Origin of the sequence: Salidesulfovibrio onnuriiensis, assembly GCF_008001235.1 — a bacterium.
In the GTDB taxonomy this organism is placed as follows: domain Bacteria; phylum Desulfobacterota; class Desulfovibrionia; order Desulfovibrionales; family Desulfovibrionaceae; genus Pseudodesulfovibrio; species Pseudodesulfovibrio onnuriiensis.
On record NZ_CP040751.1, the window covers coordinates 759647 to 776638 of the forward strand.

The 16992-nt window shown below is 62.8% G+C and carries 19 protein-coding genes; 13 read left to right on the forward strand and 6 right to left on the reverse strand.

Annotated elements, in window-relative coordinates; genetic code table 11:
• Position 1: 1 nt before the first annotated feature.
• Positions 2-679: a hypothetical protein gene (locus FGL65_RS03480; RefSeq protein WP_147819672.1), complete on the reverse strand. Its 678-nt coding sequence runs from the start codon at positions 677-679 to the stop codon at positions 2-4.
• Positions 680-885: 206 nt separating this feature from the next.
• On the opposite strand from FGL65_RS03480, the gene FGL65_RS03485 reads away from it, so the two are divergent.
• Entirely contained in the window at positions 886-1293 is a 408-nt protein-coding gene (locus FGL65_RS03485; protein WP_147819673.1) for a hypothetical protein, read from the forward strand.
• Positions 1290-1502, forward strand: coding sequence for a hypothetical protein (locus tag FGL65_RS03490; RefSeq protein WP_147819674.1), 213 nt, complete (start codon positions 1290-1292; stop codon positions 1500-1502). The genes FGL65_RS03485 and FGL65_RS03490 overlap by 4 nt, the downstream gene beginning before the upstream one ends.
• Here FGL65_RS03490 and FGL65_RS03495 read toward each other — a convergent pair.
• Positions 1499-2449, reverse strand: a complete 951-nt coding sequence (locus tag FGL65_RS03495; protein ID WP_147819675.1) for a tetratricopeptide repeat protein — start codon at positions 2447-2449, stop codon at positions 1499-1501. The genes FGL65_RS03490 and FGL65_RS03495 overlap by 4 nt on opposite strands.
• 89 nt (positions 2450-2538) lie before the next feature.
• Between FGL65_RS03495 and FGL65_RS18435 the strand changes: the two genes are divergently transcribed.
• The 4 genes from FGL65_RS18435 (at position 2539) to FGL65_RS03510 (ending at position 7660) form a co-directional block, all read left to right on the forward strand.
• Positions 2539-3246: a terminase large subunit domain-containing protein gene (locus tag FGL65_RS18435; RefSeq protein WP_250645557.1), complete on the forward strand. Its 708-nt coding sequence runs from the start codon at positions 2539-2541 to the stop codon at positions 3244-3246.
• Positions 3159-3761 (forward strand): hypothetical protein, encoded by a 603-nt coding sequence (locus FGL65_RS18440; protein WP_250645558.1) that lies wholly within the window; start codon positions 3159-3161, stop codon positions 3759-3761. The genes FGL65_RS18435 and FGL65_RS18440 overlap by 88 nt, the downstream gene beginning before the upstream one ends.
• A complete protein-coding gene (locus tag FGL65_RS03505) occupies positions 3758-4117 on the forward strand; it encodes a hypothetical protein (protein ID WP_147819676.1) in 360 nt (119 codons plus the stop codon). Before FGL65_RS18440 ends, FGL65_RS03505 begins: the two co-directional genes overlap by 4 nt.
• Positions 4118-4207: 90 nt before the next feature.
• Positions 4208-7660, forward strand: a complete 3453-nt coding sequence (locus FGL65_RS03510; RefSeq protein ID WP_147819677.1) for a FecR domain-containing protein — start codon at positions 4208-4210, stop codon at positions 7658-7660.
• Positions 7661-7757: 97 nt separating this feature from the next.
• On the opposite strand, the gene FGL65_RS18625 is transcribed toward FGL65_RS03510, so the two are convergent.
• A complete protein-coding gene (locus FGL65_RS18625) occupies positions 7758-9668 on the reverse strand; it encodes a hypothetical protein (RefSeq protein ID WP_147819678.1) in 1911 nt (636 codons plus the stop codon).
• A 350-nt stretch (positions 9669-10018) separates the two neighbouring features.
• Between FGL65_RS18625 and FGL65_RS03520 the strand changes: the two genes are divergently transcribed.
• From FGL65_RS03520 to FGL65_RS18445, 7 genes are all read left to right on the forward strand, one after another.
• Complete coding sequence (locus tag FGL65_RS03520; RefSeq protein ID WP_147819679.1) at positions 10019-10849, forward strand: phage capsid protein; 831 nt, start codon at positions 10019-10021, stop codon at positions 10847-10849.
• A gap of 45 nt (positions 10850-10894) precedes the next feature.
• The gene (locus tag FGL65_RS03525) at positions 10895-11143 is read left to right on the forward strand and encodes a hypothetical protein (protein WP_147819680.1); all 249 of its coding nucleotides are present in this window, start codon (positions 10895-10897) and stop codon (positions 11141-11143) included.
• 202 nt (positions 11144-11345) lie between these two features.
• Positions 11346-11663 (forward strand): hypothetical protein, encoded by a 318-nt coding sequence (locus FGL65_RS03530; RefSeq protein ID WP_147819681.1) that lies wholly within the window; start codon positions 11346-11348, stop codon positions 11661-11663.
• A 1-nt stretch (position 11664) separates the two neighbouring features.
• Positions 11665-13404, forward strand: coding sequence for a portal protein (locus FGL65_RS03535; RefSeq protein WP_147819682.1), 1740 nt, complete (start codon positions 11665-11667; stop codon positions 13402-13404).
• Positions 13397-13624 carry a Bbp19 family protein gene (locus tag FGL65_RS03540; RefSeq protein ID WP_147819683.1) on the forward strand — a complete coding sequence of 76 codons (228 nt, stop codon included), beginning with the start codon at positions 13397-13399 and terminating at the stop codon, positions 13622-13624. Before FGL65_RS03535 ends, FGL65_RS03540 begins: the two co-directional genes overlap by 8 nt.
• Before the next feature lies 1 nt (position 13625).
• Positions 13626-14339: a hypothetical protein gene (locus tag FGL65_RS03545; protein WP_250645559.1), complete on the forward strand. Its 714-nt coding sequence runs from the start codon at positions 13626-13628 to the stop codon at positions 14337-14339.
• Positions 14324-14479, forward strand: a complete 156-nt coding sequence (locus tag FGL65_RS18445) for a hypothetical protein (protein ID WP_250645560.1) — start codon at positions 14324-14326, stop codon at positions 14477-14479. Before FGL65_RS03545 ends, FGL65_RS18445 begins: the two co-directional genes overlap by 16 nt.
• Before the next feature lie 139 nt (positions 14480-14618).
• On the opposite strand, the gene FGL65_RS03550 is transcribed toward FGL65_RS18445, so the two are convergent.
• The 3 genes from FGL65_RS03550 to FGL65_RS03560 are packed head-to-tail and all read right to left on the reverse strand — an operon-like array spanning position 14619 to position 16767.
• Positions 14619-15110 carry a TadE/TadG family type IV pilus assembly protein gene (locus FGL65_RS03550; RefSeq protein WP_250645561.1) on the reverse strand — a complete coding sequence of 164 codons (492 nt, stop codon included), beginning with the start codon at positions 15108-15110 and terminating at the stop codon, positions 14619-14621.
• 9 nt (positions 15111-15119) lie between these two features.
• Positions 15120-16340, reverse strand: coding sequence for a Tad domain-containing protein (locus FGL65_RS03555; protein ID WP_250645562.1), 1221 nt, complete (start codon positions 16338-16340; stop codon positions 15120-15122).
• 19 nt (positions 16341-16359) lie between these two features.
• Positions 16360-16767, reverse strand: coding sequence for a TadE/TadG family type IV pilus assembly protein (locus FGL65_RS03560; protein ID WP_147819685.1), 408 nt, complete (start codon positions 16765-16767; stop codon positions 16360-16362).
• Between the last annotated feature and the right edge of the window lie 225 nt (positions 16768-16992).

Below are 16992 nucleotides of genomic sequence, written 5' to 3' on the forward strand. Positions count from 1 at the left end.
GTTATTGCTGGGCCCAGCGGGAGACCGGAATCAGCCACTGGGGATTGGGGGTATAGAACAGGCCGTGCCCCTTTCCCGAGCGCAGCTGTATTTCGTTGGACTGGATTCCGGAACCGGCCTGCTCGAAAGCGGTCTTGCAGGAGCCCGCCTCCAGGTCGGAAACATCATACAGGGAAAGAATCCTGCCCTGGAGCCGGTGACCGCGCTTGCGGCGCAGGAACTGCTGGTAGTCGCCGCTGTTTCTGCCCCTGCCGCATCCGGCCATGACCACGTAGCTCACGTACGGGTCGTTGAGGGACGATGCCGTCAGCAGGGCGATGTAGCCGCCCTTGCCGAAGCCGCCCACCGTGATGTGCACGGACGGCACGCCCGCGCCGAGCATGCGCCTGATCTTGGAGACGATGCTTCCGGCATACTGTAGGGCGCTGACCCTCGGGCGGGTCTCGCTGATGACCGTGAGCCCCTGTTTTTCCAGGGTCGTGACGATCTTGTCGTATTCGTAGGTGCCGTAGCGGGTCTTGGGGCCCGTGCCGCCCTGTTCCATTTCTTCGCCCGGGATGAAGATGAAGTATTTGGAAACCGGGTCCAGGCCCTTCATGGCCTGTTCAAAGGACAGGGGCTGCGCCGTGCCGCACAGGAGGGTCGACAGGAAAAGGGCCGTCAGCAGTATGCGCATCATCAACGGTTCTCCGTGTTTGTTTGCCGCAGCCTATCCTATCCGGCCGGTGTTCGCCAAGGCCCGGAAGCGGGCCGGTTGCTGTCAACAGGGGAAAACCGCCCTTTTTGTTCCCCGGGGCGGGGCAAAGCCGTCCCCGCGCCCGGGGCCGTGCCATACTCCAGGGGCCGGGAAGGGCCTGGTGCCAAAACAAGGAGGGAATGCAACCTATGCCGTTACCGATCATCGGAGCCGTGGCCGGCCTGTTCACCACCGTGGTGGAAGGCGTGGCCGGGTACATGAAACAGAAACAGGAGGTCCGCAAGGCGGTCATGGAGAACCGCATCCGGTTGGCGCAGTCCGACCAGGAGTTCAACCACGAGTGGGAGATGAAGCAGCTGGAAAACGCGGGCTGGAAGGACGACGTGCTTTTTTTTGCCTGGATCGGATTTTTCATCTGGAGCGGGCTCTGTCCCGAGGAGGCCGGAGAGGTGCTTGCAGCCTGGGAGGCGCTCCCGGATTGGTTCCTGCAGATCACGTTCTGGATCGTTGCCGCCGTTCTGGGGGTCAAGAAGATCGGCGACTACCTGCCCGGTGCGGTCAAGGGACTTCGCGATGCCTTGGGAGGGACTGAATGAGTCCCAAGGACAACCGCGAGTTGCACGATCTGCTGATCCGCATCGATGAGCGGGTCAAATCCATCCAGGATGATATCCGGGCCATCAACAAGGAGCGGAACTGTTCCGCCAACAGCGTGAAGATACGGACATTGGAGCGCATGGTCTGGGGCTGTGCCGCCACCATGGTGGGCATTGCCGCGCGCATGACCTACGAGATCCTGCGCTAGGGGGTCGTTTTTTTCAGGACCTGGCGAATGAGGCTGTCCTTGAGCTCTGTCAGGCGGCGGCTCTGTTGCTCGTCCCCTTGCGCCCTGGTCATGGCAATGGCCCGGTTCAGGGTCTCCACAGCCGAGGAAAAGTCGCCTTCCCCCGCATAGGCCTGGGCAATCAGTTCCATTATCCTGGAGCTGCTGTCGGTGCGGGCCGCCTGGCTCAGGTCCTTGCGGGCCCGGGCGTACTGCCCCAGCCGCAGGAAGCATTCGCCCCGCGCGGCAAAGGCGCGTGCGGAATTGGGGTCCAGGGCCATGGCCTCCGTGAAGTCGTCGGCGGCCTGCTCGTAGTCCTTGAGGGCGAAAAGGGCCAGGCCCTTGTTGAAATAGGCGTCGAAACGGTTGGGGGCCATGGCGATGGCCTGGGAATAGTCGTCCACGGCCGCCTGATATTCGCCGGACTGGGCCCGCATGTATCCGCGCTGCACGTAGGCGTCCACATGGGAGCCGTCCAGCTCGATGCAGCGGGTCATGGTGGCCTCGGCCTCCCCGGTCATGCCCAGCTTCCACTGGGTGAAGCCCAGGAGATACACGGCCTTGACGTTGTGGGGGCGGAGCCTGGAGGCAGCCTCCAGCGGCCCGAGCGCCTCTTGCCATTGGTCGAGCTGCGCGTGGGCCAGGCCCTTGTAGAGCTGGGCGTCGGCCAGGTCCGGATTGATGGCAATGGCCTGGTCCAGTTGGGAAAGGGCCGACACCGGGTCCAGGAACTGGCCGTTGTGATAGCCCTGCATGGCCTCGTCCAGGTGTCCGGCGGCCTCGGCGTCGCGCCGCATTTCGTCGGTGACCGGGATGGTGTTGTCGATCCGGATGCCCAGGCTCTTGGCCAGGGTGCAGCCCGAGATCAGGCAGGCGAGGGCGAAGAAGAGAATGAATCGGACCGGCATGTGAATCGGATACAGGCGCATGGCGGGGCCGTCAACAGCAGAAGGGGAAATTCAGAGGGATGTCGGCATTCTATGTTCCACGGAGGCATCAGGAGGAGATCGAGGCGAACATGCGGCGGTTTTCCGTGCTCGTGTGCCACCGGCGTTTCGGAAAGACCGTGCTTTCCGTGAACCGGCTGATACGGGAGGCCCGCGAAACACAACGGCCGGACTGGCGCGGGGCCTATATCGCGCCGCTCTACAAGCAGGCCAAGGCCGTGGTTTGGGATTACCTCAAGCATTTTTGCGGCAAGGGGCTCGAAACCTGCGATGTGAAATTCAACGAGACCGAGCTTCGGGCGGATTTCGAGAACGGGGCGCGCATTCGGCTTTTCGGGGCCAACAATCCCGATTCGCTGCGCGGCCTGTACCTGGACGCCGTGGTCTTCGACGAGGTGGCCCAGATGCCGTACCGGGTCTGGTCCGAGGTGGTCCGGCCCGCCCTTTCCGACCGCAAGGGCTGGGGCATGTTCATCGGCACGCCCCAGGGCAAGAACGCCCTGTACCGCCTCTGGCGGCAGGCCCAGCGGGATGCGGGCTGGAACGCGGCCATGTACCGGGCCTCGGAAACCGATGTTCTTGAAGCCGGGGAGCTGGAAGCGGCCCGCCGCGAGATGGCTCCCGAGGAGTATGAGCAGGAATTCGAGTGCTCCTTTTCCGCGGCCGTGCGGGGGCCTATTACGGGGGGCTCATGGCCGACGCCGAACGCGAGAACCGGGTCTGCGCTGTGCCCCACGAGCCCGAGCTGCCCGTGCACACGGCCTGGGACCTGGGCATGAGCGATTCCACGGCCATCTGGTTCATCCAGGTGGGGCCGGGCGGCGAGCACCGGGCCATCGACTATTACGAAGCCCACGGCGAGGGCCTGGAACACTACATCAAGGTGCTGGACGCCAAGCCCTACAAGTACGGCAGGCACATCGCGCCCCACGATATCCGGGTCCGCGAGCTGGGCACGGGCAAGTCCCGGCTGGAGGTGGCCCGTTCCCTGGGGGTGCGCTTCGACATCTGTCCCAATATTCCGGTGCAGGACGGCATCAACGCCGTGCGCAGGCTCATTCCCAAGTGCCGCTTCGATGCCGTGCACTGCGAAGGGGGCGTCGAGGCACTGCGGCATTACCGGCGGGAATTCAACGACAGGGCCGGGGATTTCATGGCCCGTCCCGTGCACGACTGGACCAGCCATTGCGCGGACGCCTTCCGCTATTTTGCGGTGGGCTTTCGGGAACCGAGGGAAGGGGACCGCGCCGAGCGTGCGGAAAACCATTACAGCCCATTCAGGAGGGGCGTATGAGCGTTCGCCAGGTTGCGCAATGTCCAAAGGAATTGGCTTATCTGCCCTGCCATGAGCGGTTCGAGTGGTTCCGGCTCGGGGACGCGCGCGGGGACTATGCGGTGCTGGGCCTGGCCGAGGCCGGGGAGGACTGCCTGGAGCTGCATCTGGAGGTCACAAGCTGGGGCCTGCGGGCCCGAAAGGGGCTGGCCCGGGACATGGACTGGCTCAGGGAATACGCCCGGGCGTGCGGCAAATCTCGAATCCTGGGACTCAAAGGCGGCGAGGAAATGGACCCGGTCTGGGCCAAGTTCACCCGGCTCTACGGGTTCACCGGTTATGCCGTGGTGCAGACCGCCTATCTGGATGTGGATTGACCCTCCTAAAATCTACCGGGAGTTGCCATATGGCATCCATGGTGCTATGGGGTAGATAGGGAGAGTTTTCAGTATCGGGAGGGTGCACCAATGCCCGAAAGCGCACAGCAGATAGGCTCCATCAGCCTGCTGCACGGCGATGCCCGTGCCGTGGGTGCGGAAGGGGCGCGTCCTTTGACGCAAGGCAGCCCTGTCTACCAGGGTGAAACCATTGAAACCAGCCAAGGCGCGGCGCTCGAGATCACCTTTGCGGACGGCATGAAGTTGTCCCAGGGGGCCAATTCGCGCGTGGAGCTGGATACCTACGTCTACGACCAGGAAAACGGGACCGGTGAGATCCTCTTCAATTTGGTGGAGGGGACGTTCCGCTCGGTCACCGGCAAGGTGGTGGACATGAACCCGGACGGGTTCAACCTCAAATCGCCCCTGGCCACCATCGGCATCCGCGGCACCACCACAGGGCACCGCATCCCGGGCGGCGGAGGCCAGGAGGAACACCTAGTCATCACCTACGACGGCAAGCCCGTGGTGATCATGTCCGCACTCGGCGGCCCGCCCCAGGTGCTGACCACTTCCGGCCTCAAGGTCCTGGCCTCGAGCGAAGGCCTTTCCGATTACTACCGCGCCAGTCCCGAAGAAATCGCCCGTTTCGAGCAGCTTTCCACGGAATCCCTACGCCAGGGCGTTCCCGACGATCAGGGGGACGACAATGGCGACAACGGCGACAATGGCGATGACGCGGGTGACGGTCAGGGCGATGAAGGCCCGCATCACGTCATCGGCGTCATGCCGGTGCCCGAGGGGTGGGAGTTGGTTCCCCCGCCTCCCGTCCCGCAGCCTCAACCTCAGCCCCAGCCCGAACCTGAGCCTGATCCTGGACAGCAGGGGGGAGACGAACCGATTGTTGTGACTGGCGGCGATGACGACGATGACAACGACGACACGGGCGGTGGTGACACGGTGCAGACCGTGCTGGATCTGAGCGATTACGGCAAGGATCTTATCGTGGACATGTTTTCATACGAATATGGCCCTCAGGACGAATCCGTGCCGAACACCTCGTTCCCGTCCACCGTGACCACGGTCATAGGGGCAACCTCTTTCAGCAACTGGATCACCGGCAATGCCGAGGCCAACGACATCACCGGCGGCCAGGCAAGTGATGAAATCAACGCCAACTGCGGCAATGACATCATCCGCATGGGCGCCTACCTGGACTCCAACGACATGGTGGATGGCGGCGATGGCACCGACACCCTGTCCTTTTCCTATACCGGCGCGGATCAGATGGACGGCGTTTCCGGCGTGGAAGTCGTTGAGGTCAGCAACACCGCAGCCGAAACCGTTTCCCTGGTCATGACCGATAATATCATGGCCCAGGTGACGGACACCATGACCTTCGATTTCACGGGCCTGGTGTCCGGATCGAACGTGAACTTCAACGGCTTCAATGAAAACGAAGGCAATTTCGTCGTTACCGGCACTTCGGAAAGCGATACCATTGTGGGCGGTGGCGGCAACGACGTGCTTTCCGGTGGCGATGGCAATGATACCATTGAGGGCAAGGGCGGTAACGACATCATCAACGGCGGTGCCGGTGGCGATAATCTGAACGGGTACAGCGGCACAAACACCCTTTCCTATGATGGCTCCACCGCCGGGGTGAACGTCAACCTCGGCACCAATACGGTTTCCGGCGGCTGGGCCCAAGGGGACACCATCGCCAACTTCCAGAATGTCATCGGCTCGGATCATGACGATACCTTGCAAGGCGAGAACGGTGTCAACAATAGCCTGACGGGCGGAGGCGGAAACGACAGTTTTGTTCTAACCACCGGTCTCGATACCAATAGCGGCGGGGATGTGATCTCCGGCGGCGCAGGCAACGACTTGGTCTCCATCGGCGTCGCCGTCGGGAGCGGTACTGTTTTGGACGGCGGTGCAGGTACGGACACTTTGTACATCAGCGAAGCCGCCATCGACATGACTCCGGCCACTGTGACCAACTTCGAAGCCGTCGCCATTCTTGACAACAAGTCGGCGACGTTCAACAGCAGCCAGTTGGCGTCCCTCACCAGCGTCGAAGGCGGCGGTTCTGCGGGGCAAGAAGAGATCAATATCCTCATGGATACATCTTCCCTGGATCTTTCCGGCATCAGCTTCACGAATTGGCGAAGCGCAGAGAACGACCGGTTCGAAATTGCCGGTACTGCCAGCGCTGAAAGCATCACCGGATCATCCGGCATCGATAGCATCAACGGCGGCGGTGGGGTCGACACCATTGATGCGGGAGCCGGGGACGACACGATAACCTTCACAACAACGCCGGGAAGCAACACAAGTATCGATGGCGGCGCCGGAACGGATATGCTCAAGTTCAGCGGTGGCGTTATCGACATGCAGGACGTTTGCTGCGTCGATAATATCGAACAGATCGACCTGGCCGCCAATACCACGGTCAAGGCATATGCCGGTGATGTCACGGGTAAGTCCTGGGCCATCACCGGAGACAACTCCACCGTATCTGAGATATATGGTTCGGACAGCTGTGAGAGCAAGAGCCTCGCCAATCTCGACCTGACTGGCTACAGCGGCCTTCTCAAGTATTACGGCCTGGGTGGGGACGACACCATCGACATGGGGCAGAACATGGGCAGCCGTGTGCATATCGATGGCGGAACCGGCAGCAATACCCTCAAGTTCACGGACAGCGGCGATACAGGTGCGTTGACGAACGTGACCCATATCCAGACCATTGACCTGGGTGATGCCGTGACCACCATCATCCTCACCAACGATACCCTGCTCAGCAGCGGGGAAACCCTGACCATCAGCGAAGGCTCCAACACCAACGCCATCACCTTCAATGGGGGGACCGAAACAGACGGCAATTTCAACATTACCACCGGCAGCGGAGTGGACGCCCTGACCGGCGGTGGCGGCGACGATACCTTCAACGGCGGCGCCGGCGGTGATACCCTGGCAGGGGGCGGCGGGACCAATACGGTGTCCTATGACGGCTCCACGGCCGTTTCCGTGGATTTGAGCGACAATGTCGTTTCCGGCGGCTGGGCGCAAGGCGACAGCATATCCGATTTTGCGAATGTCATCGGTTCTTCCGAGGGCGACTTCCTCGGCGGCAACGGCAGCGCGAATGCCCTCTCTGGTGGTGGCGGCGACGACACCCTCCAAGGCCGGGGCGGCAATGATGTGCTGAATACCGGTTCGGGCAACGACGTGATCAAGTACGACGACATCTCCGATATCCAGTCCGGCACCACGGATACCGTCCAGGACTTCAGCCACACCAGCGACTCCTTCGAGTTTAACGGGGGTGACTTCGGCGGCTACAGCGGCACGCTGGATTCCGGCAAGTTCTTTACGTCCTTTGGCGACGTCACCGGCACGGATGCGGTCTTCATCTGGGAAGGCGGAACATTGTACTACGATGCGGACGGAACCGGAGCCGGTGCCGCCGAAACCGTGGCCGACATCACCATGGCGGACGGCGACCTCGACCATACGGACATCACCTTCAGTTGATGGAAAATGCGACAAGACGAAACGCCGGTGCGGTAAACGCATCGGCGTTTTTGTTGTCAGGGATGAAACGCGGCAGCGGATGCCGCGCCGCAGCACTCTATGCGTTGCCCACGAAGATGTCGCCGCCCACGCGTTCGGGCGCGCTGAAATTGTTGATGAGCATGTAGTTGGTGGTGTTGTCGAAGATGAAGGTGGGCTCGCTGTGCTCCACGATCTGCAGGTTGGAGTTGTCCACGTTGGTGGTGTGCGAGCTGTCCACGGTCTGGAACTGGTTCACGGTGCGGTCGTCGATGGTCTGGCTGGTCTCGTTGACCAGGGTGCGCGAGTAGTCGTTGCTGATGGACTGGCGGTTTTCCTCGACGATGTTGGTCACGGAATTGTCCGGCTGGTTGATGACCTGGGTCTGCTGCACGTGCGTGGTCTGGGAGTCGTCCACGTTCTTGGTGGTGTTGGATTCCTGCACGTTGGTGATCTGCCGCCGCTCCGTGATGTTGGTCTGGTCCGTGTTGTTGCTGATGGTTACGTGGCTGTCGTTGTTGGTGATCTGGTTGTCGTACTCAATGGTGGTCTGCTGGTTGGTGACGTTGTTCGTGGTCCGCTCGGTGGACATGTCGGTCTCGGCCGTTCGCGAGTTGTCCTGGTTCAGGGTGGTGGTCTGGTTGTCCTCGAACGAAGCCTCGTAGTTGTTGATGTTCTGGGTGGTGCTCCTGTCCTCGTTGCTGTAGATCGTGTCGTTGTCCAGGGTCACGTTGGATGAGGCGTCCGTGGTGATGTTGTAAGTCTGGCTGAAGTCCAGGCCCTGGCCCTTCTGGCTGGAAACCATGTCCATGAAGCCGTCCAGCTTGCCGGAGTAGGTCTGGTTTTCCGCGTATCCGCCCGCTGTGGGGATCCAGAAGGGGGCCACCTTGGTGGGTTCCCAGCCCTTGGTTTCGTGGGTGTTGGTCCAGTTCTCGGTGGGCATGTTCTGGTTGTGAGTGAAGCCGGTCCCGTGCCAGTTCGTGAGCTTGCCGGGCATGACGAATCCGCCGGGCTGCACCGGGACGAAACCGGACAGGGTGGGCATGGACAGGCCCATGGACGGGGCGATCTGCACGTGCCCCGCCGGGGAAACGGGGGAGATGCCCAACGCCGGGCCTATGGGCACGGACCGGGTGGCCTGGGCGGTCTGCACGCCCTGGGTGGCCCCGCCGCCGCTTTGGCTGGTATAGACCATGCCGCCGCCCGTGGAAGGCTGGGTGATGCCCGCGCCGCCCGTGGCTTCGGCCGACTTGTGGCCCACGGCCTGCTGGGTGATGTTCCCCTGAGTCGCGGGAGCGGCCGTGCCGCCGGAAACCGGCGCCAGGGGCGCTCCTCCGGAAATGTTTGCCGGGATGGTATACTTTGCGCCGCCAGAAACCTGCTGGGTTTCGATGACGCCGCCTCCCGCCGTGAGGTTGGGGGTGCTTCCGCCTGTGGCGGAGGAAACGCCACCACCTCCGCCGGAGATGGTCGTGCCGCCGCCTCCCCCCGCATTGATAATCGTGGTTCCGGTTCCGCCGCTTGAGGTGCCCATGGCTCCCGAGGCTGCGGATGTTCCGCCTCCAGCACCGGCTCCGCCGCCGCTCACCTGGGAAACCGAACCGCCGCTTCCGCCTGTTGCTCCGCCGCCGCTCACCTGGGAAATGGAAGCTCCGCCTCCGCCCGCTGCGCCGCCCCCGCCCCCGGAAACAACCATGCCGCCACCGCCCGTGTTGATGGCCGTGGTGGTTCCTCCTGTGTTGGGGGTGCCGAGAGTCCCGCCCACATTGAGGTTGGGGTTGGTAAACGAGCCCGTGTTGGGGGAGTAGGGGATGCGGGCCGGGGAGGTGTCGATGGGCACGTGCGCGGGCGTGGTGTCAATGGGGACGTGGCCCGGCTCTCCGGGCGTAACATGTCCCGCCTCGCCGGCCATGAAGTGACCGGCAGGGCCTGCGGTGATGCTGCCGGCAGGTCCGGCGGTAATGAAATCCGTGGCGCCTAACCAGGACATGTTTCTCCCCATTCCCTGATGACGGTGCGCACCTGTACCATCTTAGCTAAGTATAAAAATACGCCTCGCACGGCCCGACGTCAAGTTTTGCGCGGTTTTTTCGGGGTCTGTTTCAGCAAGAAAATAACGTCCGACCTTATTCGCCGGTTTTCTGTCAACAGGGGAAAACCGGTCTTTTCCTTCCCTTTGCCTTGCCTCTTTCATCCGGCCCGGAAAGCAGGGCTATGCTCTTGGGGTTTTCGGCCCCGCCGCCTCATCCGTGGAAGCCCGCGCCCGTTTGCGCGGCACCTGCCCGGGGTTTTGCGGGAGACCCTCCTGTGCAACCGATAACCGACCAAGGAGAACACTTCATGTCCATGTACATTGAAGAGAGTTTTGTCACCCAATACTGCACGGACGTGCATCTTGCCTATCAGCAGAAGGGCTCCAAGCTTCGCAATACCGTGCGCCTCAAGACCGGGGTCAAGGGCTCCAAGTGCGTGTTCCAGAAAAACGGCAAGGGAACCGCGGGCAAGAAGACCCGCCACGGCAACGTGCCGCTCATGAACCTGAACCATTCCACGGTGTCCTGTTCCCTGGAGGATTGGTACGCCGCCGAATACATCGACAAGCTCGACGAGGTGCGCACCAACACGGACGAGCGCCTGGTGGCCGCCAACGCCGGGGCCTGGGCCCTGGGCCGCAAGGTGGATGAGCTGATCCTGAGCCGCATGGACGCCACCGCCAGCGAGGTGGTCGAGGACACCAAGGGCCTGACCAAGGGCAAGATCCTGGAGGCCTTCGCCGTGCTCAACTCCAAGGACGTGCCCGACGACGGCAGCCGCTTCGCAGTGGTGGGCCCGCACCAGTGGAACGAGCTCCTGAACATCGAGGAGTTCAAGAACGCGGACTATGCGGGCGACAAGTTCGCTTGGCTCAAGGGCACCGAATCCCGCAACTGGCTGGGCATCACCTGGATGTTCCACACCGGCCTGCCCCTGGAGGGCGGCGTTCGCAAGTGCTTTATGTACCACAAGAACGCCGTGGGCCTGGCAGAGGCCCATGAGGTCAAGGCCTATGTGGACTGGGTTCCGGAAAAGGCCGCCCACCTGGTGGACCACCTGCTTTGCGCCGGGGCCTGCCTCATCGACGGCGACGGCGTGGTGGAGATCCAGTGCGACGACGATGCCGCCATCGTCTAGGGTGTGATGATATCGAAAACCTATCGATAGTGAAGGAGAGTTTATATGTCTTATGAATCCAAAAATATGCGTCTTATGGGAGGCGTGCCCGGACAGCAGCTGTTCCTGTACCGCAGCACCGACGCCCTGGCCGATGTGGTGGCCTCGGGCTACTTTGATCGCGCCGTGGAGGAATACAACCTAGATACCGGCGACGTGATCCTAGCCTGCACCGGCCCCAAGAATGCGGCCGCCGTGGATCTGTTGGTAGCCACCAACACCGCCGGTGTCGTGACCGTGGTCAACGGCTCCTAAACGTTTTTGCCAAGGGGGAGCGATAACCTTCCATTGTGATCGGCCGGGCCTTGCCCGGCCTTTTCTTTTTTGGCCGTTTCTTCTTTCCCACATCCTGTCAAGCGTCTTTCTTTTCCCGCACGCATCCTTTTTCCTGCCCTTTTTATCCGGCGGACAAAACCGGGGCTATGCTCCTGGCTACCACAAGCAAGGAGGAATTATTATGGGTGCAGCAGCCCCGGCAATCATGTCCATAGTCGCCAGCGTGGCCTCATCGGCCATTGCCAGCAAAATGCAGAAAAAGGGACCTTCCCAGTCCGACGCCATGCGCGAGGAGCGCGAGCGTCAGGAACGGGAGCGCAAGGAAAAGGAAGCCGAGGAACGCCGGCAGGAGCGCTATCAGATGCGCGAGGCTCGCGAAATCGAAAGAAAACGGCTTCTGGCTTCCGACAAGAACAGCACCCTGGCCAACGGGGGCGCGGGCCTGACCGATGCGGCCTCGGTGCAGCAGGCCGGGCTCAAGCAGAAGCTGGGGGAATAGCATGGACCGCACGGAATTCGTGGAACGGATCCTGAAACGCTTCGAGGGGCTGGAGACAGCGCGCCGTCCCTGGGTTTCCACCTGGCGGGACCTGGCCGACTACATGCTGCCCCGCAAGGGCAATTTCGGCCTGGGCGGTCAGTTGAGCCACGGCCCCGAGGCGGGGGATGAACTGATTTTCGACTCCACGCCCCTGCACGCCCTGGAGCTTCTGGCCTCGGCCCTGGGAGGGTTGCTGACCAACCCGGCCCTGCCCTGGTTCGAGATGCGGGTCAAGGACCGTGAAAAGGGCGACAGCGCCGAGGTGCGCCGTTTCCTGCAGGAGGCCCGCGAGCGCATGGTTTCGGTGCTTAATGCCGAGGACACCGGCTTTCAGGCCCATGTACATGAGTTGTATCTGGACATCGCGCTCATGGGCACGGCGGCCATGTACGTGGAGGCCGATCCCGAGAGCGTGGTGCGTTTTTCCACCCGTCCCCTGGGCGAGGCCTATGTGGCCGAGTCTGCCCAGGGCGTGGTGGATACGGTCTTTCGCAAGTACCGCATCACTCTGCGCCAGGCCTGGCAGGAATGGGGCGAGGCCTGCTCCGAGCACATCAGGGAACGGGTTCGGGAAAACCCCGAGGAAAAGGTGGAGATCCTGCACGCGGTCTTTCCGCGCACGGACAGGGATCCCTTCGGCATCGGGGTGTCCAACTTTCCCTGGGCCTGCGTCTACCTGGAGACCTCGTCCCGCCATCTGCTCGAGGAATCCGGCTACATGGAAATGCCCTACATGGTGCCCCGCTGGGCCAAGGCCGCGGGCGATACCTATGGCCGGGGTCCGGGCCTGACCGCGCTTTCGGACGTGCGTGTGCTCAACGCCATGGCCCGCACCGCGCTCATGGCCGCGGAAAAGATGAGCGACCCGCCCCTCATGGTGCCGGACGACGGCTTCCTGGGACCGGTGCGCTCCGGTCCGGGCGGCCTTTCCTACTACCGGGCCGGGAGCTCGGACCGCATTGAGGCCCTGCCCGTGCGCAGCGACCTGCGCGCCGCCGAGCAGATGATGGCCGAGCGCCGCGATTCCATCCGCAGAATATTCCTCAACGAGCAGCTTCAGCCCTCGGAGGGGCCGGGGATTTCCGCCACCGAGGCGGTTATCCGCCAGAGCGAGAAGATGCGTGTGCTGGGACCGGTGCTGGGTCGTTTGCAGACCGAGTTCCTGAGCCCCCTCATCAAGCGCGTCTTCAACATCATGCACCGGGCGGGGGCGCTGCCGCGTTTTCCCGAGGGGCTGCAACGCAACGACGTGGAGGTGCGCTATACCTCGCCCGTGACCCGCGCCCAGCGCCAGTACGAGGCCCAGGGTCTGGCCCAGGTCATGGAATACCTGAGCCCGCTGGTGGGCGGGGGCGACGCCTTCGGCATCATGGATAACTTCGACACCGACCGGGTGGCCCGGCATGCCGCCGACCTGTTCGGCGTGCCTGCGGACTACCTGCGGCAGGAGGACGAGGTGCGCCAGGCCCGGGAGGGCAAGAGCCATGCGGGCAGTCAGGCGCAGACCGCCCAGACAGTGGACCAAATGGCCCGGGTGGCCAAGACCCTATCCGAGGCGCGCATGGACGCGCCCAACGCCCTCACCGAGCTGGTGCGTCTGTTCGGCGGCAGCCTGGGGGCCCTGCAAAGCGTCATGTCCGGCGGCCCTGTGCCGCAAACCGAATCAACCCCATCCCAGGAGGAGAGCGACCATGCATGAGACCATTGAACTGCACCGCGCCTACAAGCGCATTTTCGATACCGAGGACGGCCGGACCGTGCTGGAGGATCTAAAGCAGCGGGCCTGCTTCGACCGGACCACCTTTTCCACGGACCCGGGCCGCACCCTTTTCAACGAAGGCAGGCGGAGCATGGTGCTGCATGTCCGCTTCATGAGTAACGAGGACAATTTCAGGGAACTGAGCAAGGAGAAGAAGTAGCATGAACAAGGCAGCAATGATGCAGGCCCCGGCCGGGCAGGACTGGCGGGCCACCCTGCCCCGGGAATGGACCATCCCCCACCGCACCGCCGACGGCGGCAGCGCCGAGATCCCCATCGGCGAGCATCCCGCCCTGGCCAAGTATGCCAGCAAGGACGAGGCCGTGAAGGCCCTGGTGCATGCCCAGCGCATGCTCGGCCGCAGGCCCGAGGGCTATATGCCCGTGCCCGGGGAGAATTCCTCTCCCGAGGAATGGGACGAGATCTATGCGGCCCTGGGCAGGCCGTCCGGCCCGGAGGGGTACCCCATGCCCGAACTGGAGCTGCCCGACGACTTCGAGGTGCGCGGGGAGTTTCAGGAGGAATTCCTGGTAATGGCCCACAGGCTCGGCCTGAACGTGCAGCAAGCGCAGGGGCTGCTGTCCTGGTTCCTGCCCAAGGTGGCCGGGGTGCACCTGGATATGCAGTGCGGCGAGCAGGAAGAGAGGATGCGCGAATTCGATACCCTGCGTTCCGTGCACATGGGCGATACCCCGTCCGTGCTCGATCAGGCGCTTCAGGCGGCCTATGCCGTGGGCGGCGAGGAATTGCTGGAGGCCCTGGATTCCACGGGCGCGGGCAACCGCGCGGCCGTGATCAGCGCCTTTGCCCGCATGGCCCCCTGGTGCTGGAGGGGCGTTTCCGCGGCCGCCGGGGCGACATGGAGCAGGCCCTGAGCAAGGAGCGGCTGGAAGAGATGATGCGTGATCCTCGCTACCATGATCCCCTCAAGCGCGATTCCGAATGGGTGCGCCGCATCGAGGACGGCTTCAGGAGCCTGTATCCCGGTCGGCATGACGGCGGACAGGGTCGCTAGGGCGCACAATGCAAACAGAATAAGGCCGGGTCGATTGACCCGGCCTTTCCGCTTTTGCCCCGGCTGCCGCTTCGCGCCCTCCGGGGAGCATGGAGCCGCGAATGGCTTTAAAGGGGAGTTCGGCTGGCGTGACCACTCCCTATGGGCTGTCGCAAGGATACCACGGCTCGTTCACCTTTCGGTCCGACCCGAGCAGCGTGATGGTGGGTGGCAGCACCTGGGCAATGAGCGGGGTGAAGGGCTCGTAATCATAGGTGACCATGACTTCCACGATCTGGCAGGGCTCTCCTGCATTGCCGGAGATTCCCTCGCCCGTGGCGGCCATGTCCGGCCAGCTCCGGATGATGATCTCCTTGTTTCCGTCGCGCAGTACCGAAAGCATGGACCCGGTCTTTTCCTGGATCTGGGTCAGGCGGGTGCCTTCCTCGTATCCCTGACCCGTGCTGGCGAACCGCGCCCCGTCCTGGGCGGCCCGCTGCAGGGTCAGCCAGGAATAGCAGATGGTGCCCATCTCCACGAGGCACAGGAGCAGGATGAAGAGGACCGGCAGGACCAGGGCGAATTCAAGGGTGGTCATGCCTTCGCGGGACCGCCGGTCCTTCATCTTGTTGAGGGTTGCTGAAATGTTCATGGCCGCCTCCTAGTTGAGCAGACGCCAGCCGAGCTGGCGGCCGATCTGCTTGAAGATGTCGTCGATGTCATACACCGAAGGCGCGTCGAAGTAGTGGTCGTCGGTTCCCGGCTTGCTGGAGGCGACGGTCTTCATGAGTTGCTTGTCCACCGTGTCCGAGGTCCCGAAGCGGATGGTGAAGATCTCGATGTCCGCGTCCTTGGCGAGCTGGGCCTGCTCGAGCATGTCCGCGTTGAGCTGGCCGCTGTCCTCGCAGTGGGCGTCGGTGACGTGCATGGCGTAGTAGGAGTTGGTCCAGTAATTGTTGGGCGCGTAGCTCTGGGCATAGGGCCCGCCGCAGCCGCCGTCTTCGTTGTCGCCGTCCGTGAGCAGGATCATGATCTTGCGGTATTCCTTGGGGTCGCCCGCCTGGGTGTAGGGCGCTTCCTGGGTCAGCACGTGCCTGCCCCACTTGAGGCCCATGGGGATAATGGTGCCGGACCAGGCCCCCAGGGCGTCCATGCGGTTGATGGATTCCAGGATGGTGCTTTTGTCCGTGGTCAGGGCCTGGGTCACGGGCACGCCGTTGGTGGTGTCCAGGGTGACCATGTTTCTGTAGTAGTAGGGAAGGGCCCAGTATTCGTCCATGAAGTCCTCGTGCAGGCCCTGGTTCAGGGTGCCGTCCCAGTTGCGTCCGCCCGCGGGCTGGCCGTCGCCGGCGTCGGCGCCGACCCGCACCAGTCCCTTGAAGGGCACGAGGCCCACCTTGGTGGAGGGGCTGGTGCCGTCCGGGATGATCAGGTCCACAAGGTTGCTTGCCGCCTGGCGCACCATGCTGATGGGCGTGCCCTTCATGGATCCGGAATTGTCGATGACAAAGACCACTTCCAGCTTGTTGAATCCGGCCGAGGCCTTGGCCTGGACCCAGTTGCTGTCCGCGCCGAGTACGCTGAGCAGCAGGGTATTGACCTCGGCCTTGGCGGTTACGTTGACGCTGCGGATCTCGGTGCCCGGGGTGATGCTTTCCACCACGGCGCCGGGATAGTTGGTCTGGACCATGTCATTGACTGCGGTTTCGACCAGTCCCTTGTCCAGGTCAGGGTCGTAGGGCAGCTGCAGGCTGCCGGCCAGGGCCCCCGCATCCACGGATGCCTGCAGCCGGGTCTTGGCCTTGTAGAGCATGCCCAGGTCCACGCCCAGGCCCACAAAGGCCACAAGCAGGGGCAGCATGAGCCCCATGAGCAGGCTCACCGCGCCGCTGCGCGGTCCCCTAGGGGATGGGCATGGTGGTGCTTGCCTGGAGCGTGTAGGTGTCTGTTTCACCCGTGATGATGCTGGTGCCATCGGAGCCTCCCTTGAACGGAACATATTCGCAACTGACGGTGACGGTGACGGTCTTCTGCGTCTGGTCGGTGGTGACCACGGTATTCACGGCGTCATCCGGTATTTCGGTGATGATCGCCTTGACCAATCCCACCACGTCCGCGTCCTCGCCTTGCAGGAGCACCATGCGTGCGCCTTCCCTGCTGGCTTCCTGCAGGGATGTATAAGTGTGCATGGCGGTGGACGCTTCCACGAGCACGAACAGCAGCAGCACGATGAGCGGCAGCATGAGCGCCAGTTCCGTGGCCGCTATCCCTTTTCGGGAATCGTTGTATTGTGTGTTTCTCCTGTCCATATCCGAACTCCTTCCCTGTCGGCGGTGTTTGCCCATTATCAGCAATGGGCGTGCCAAGGTTGTTATTGGTTTTCTCCTGTGCCCCGCCTGGGGTGGATAGTGTTTAAATTTAACATGTTATCTTGGCGGACCTTCAGGGGCCTTTGTCCTGATAATGGTTGCGGCAGCCATGACTGATCTATTTTTTATGGATCGAGGCCGAGAAATGGGGTAGTGTTCGGATAA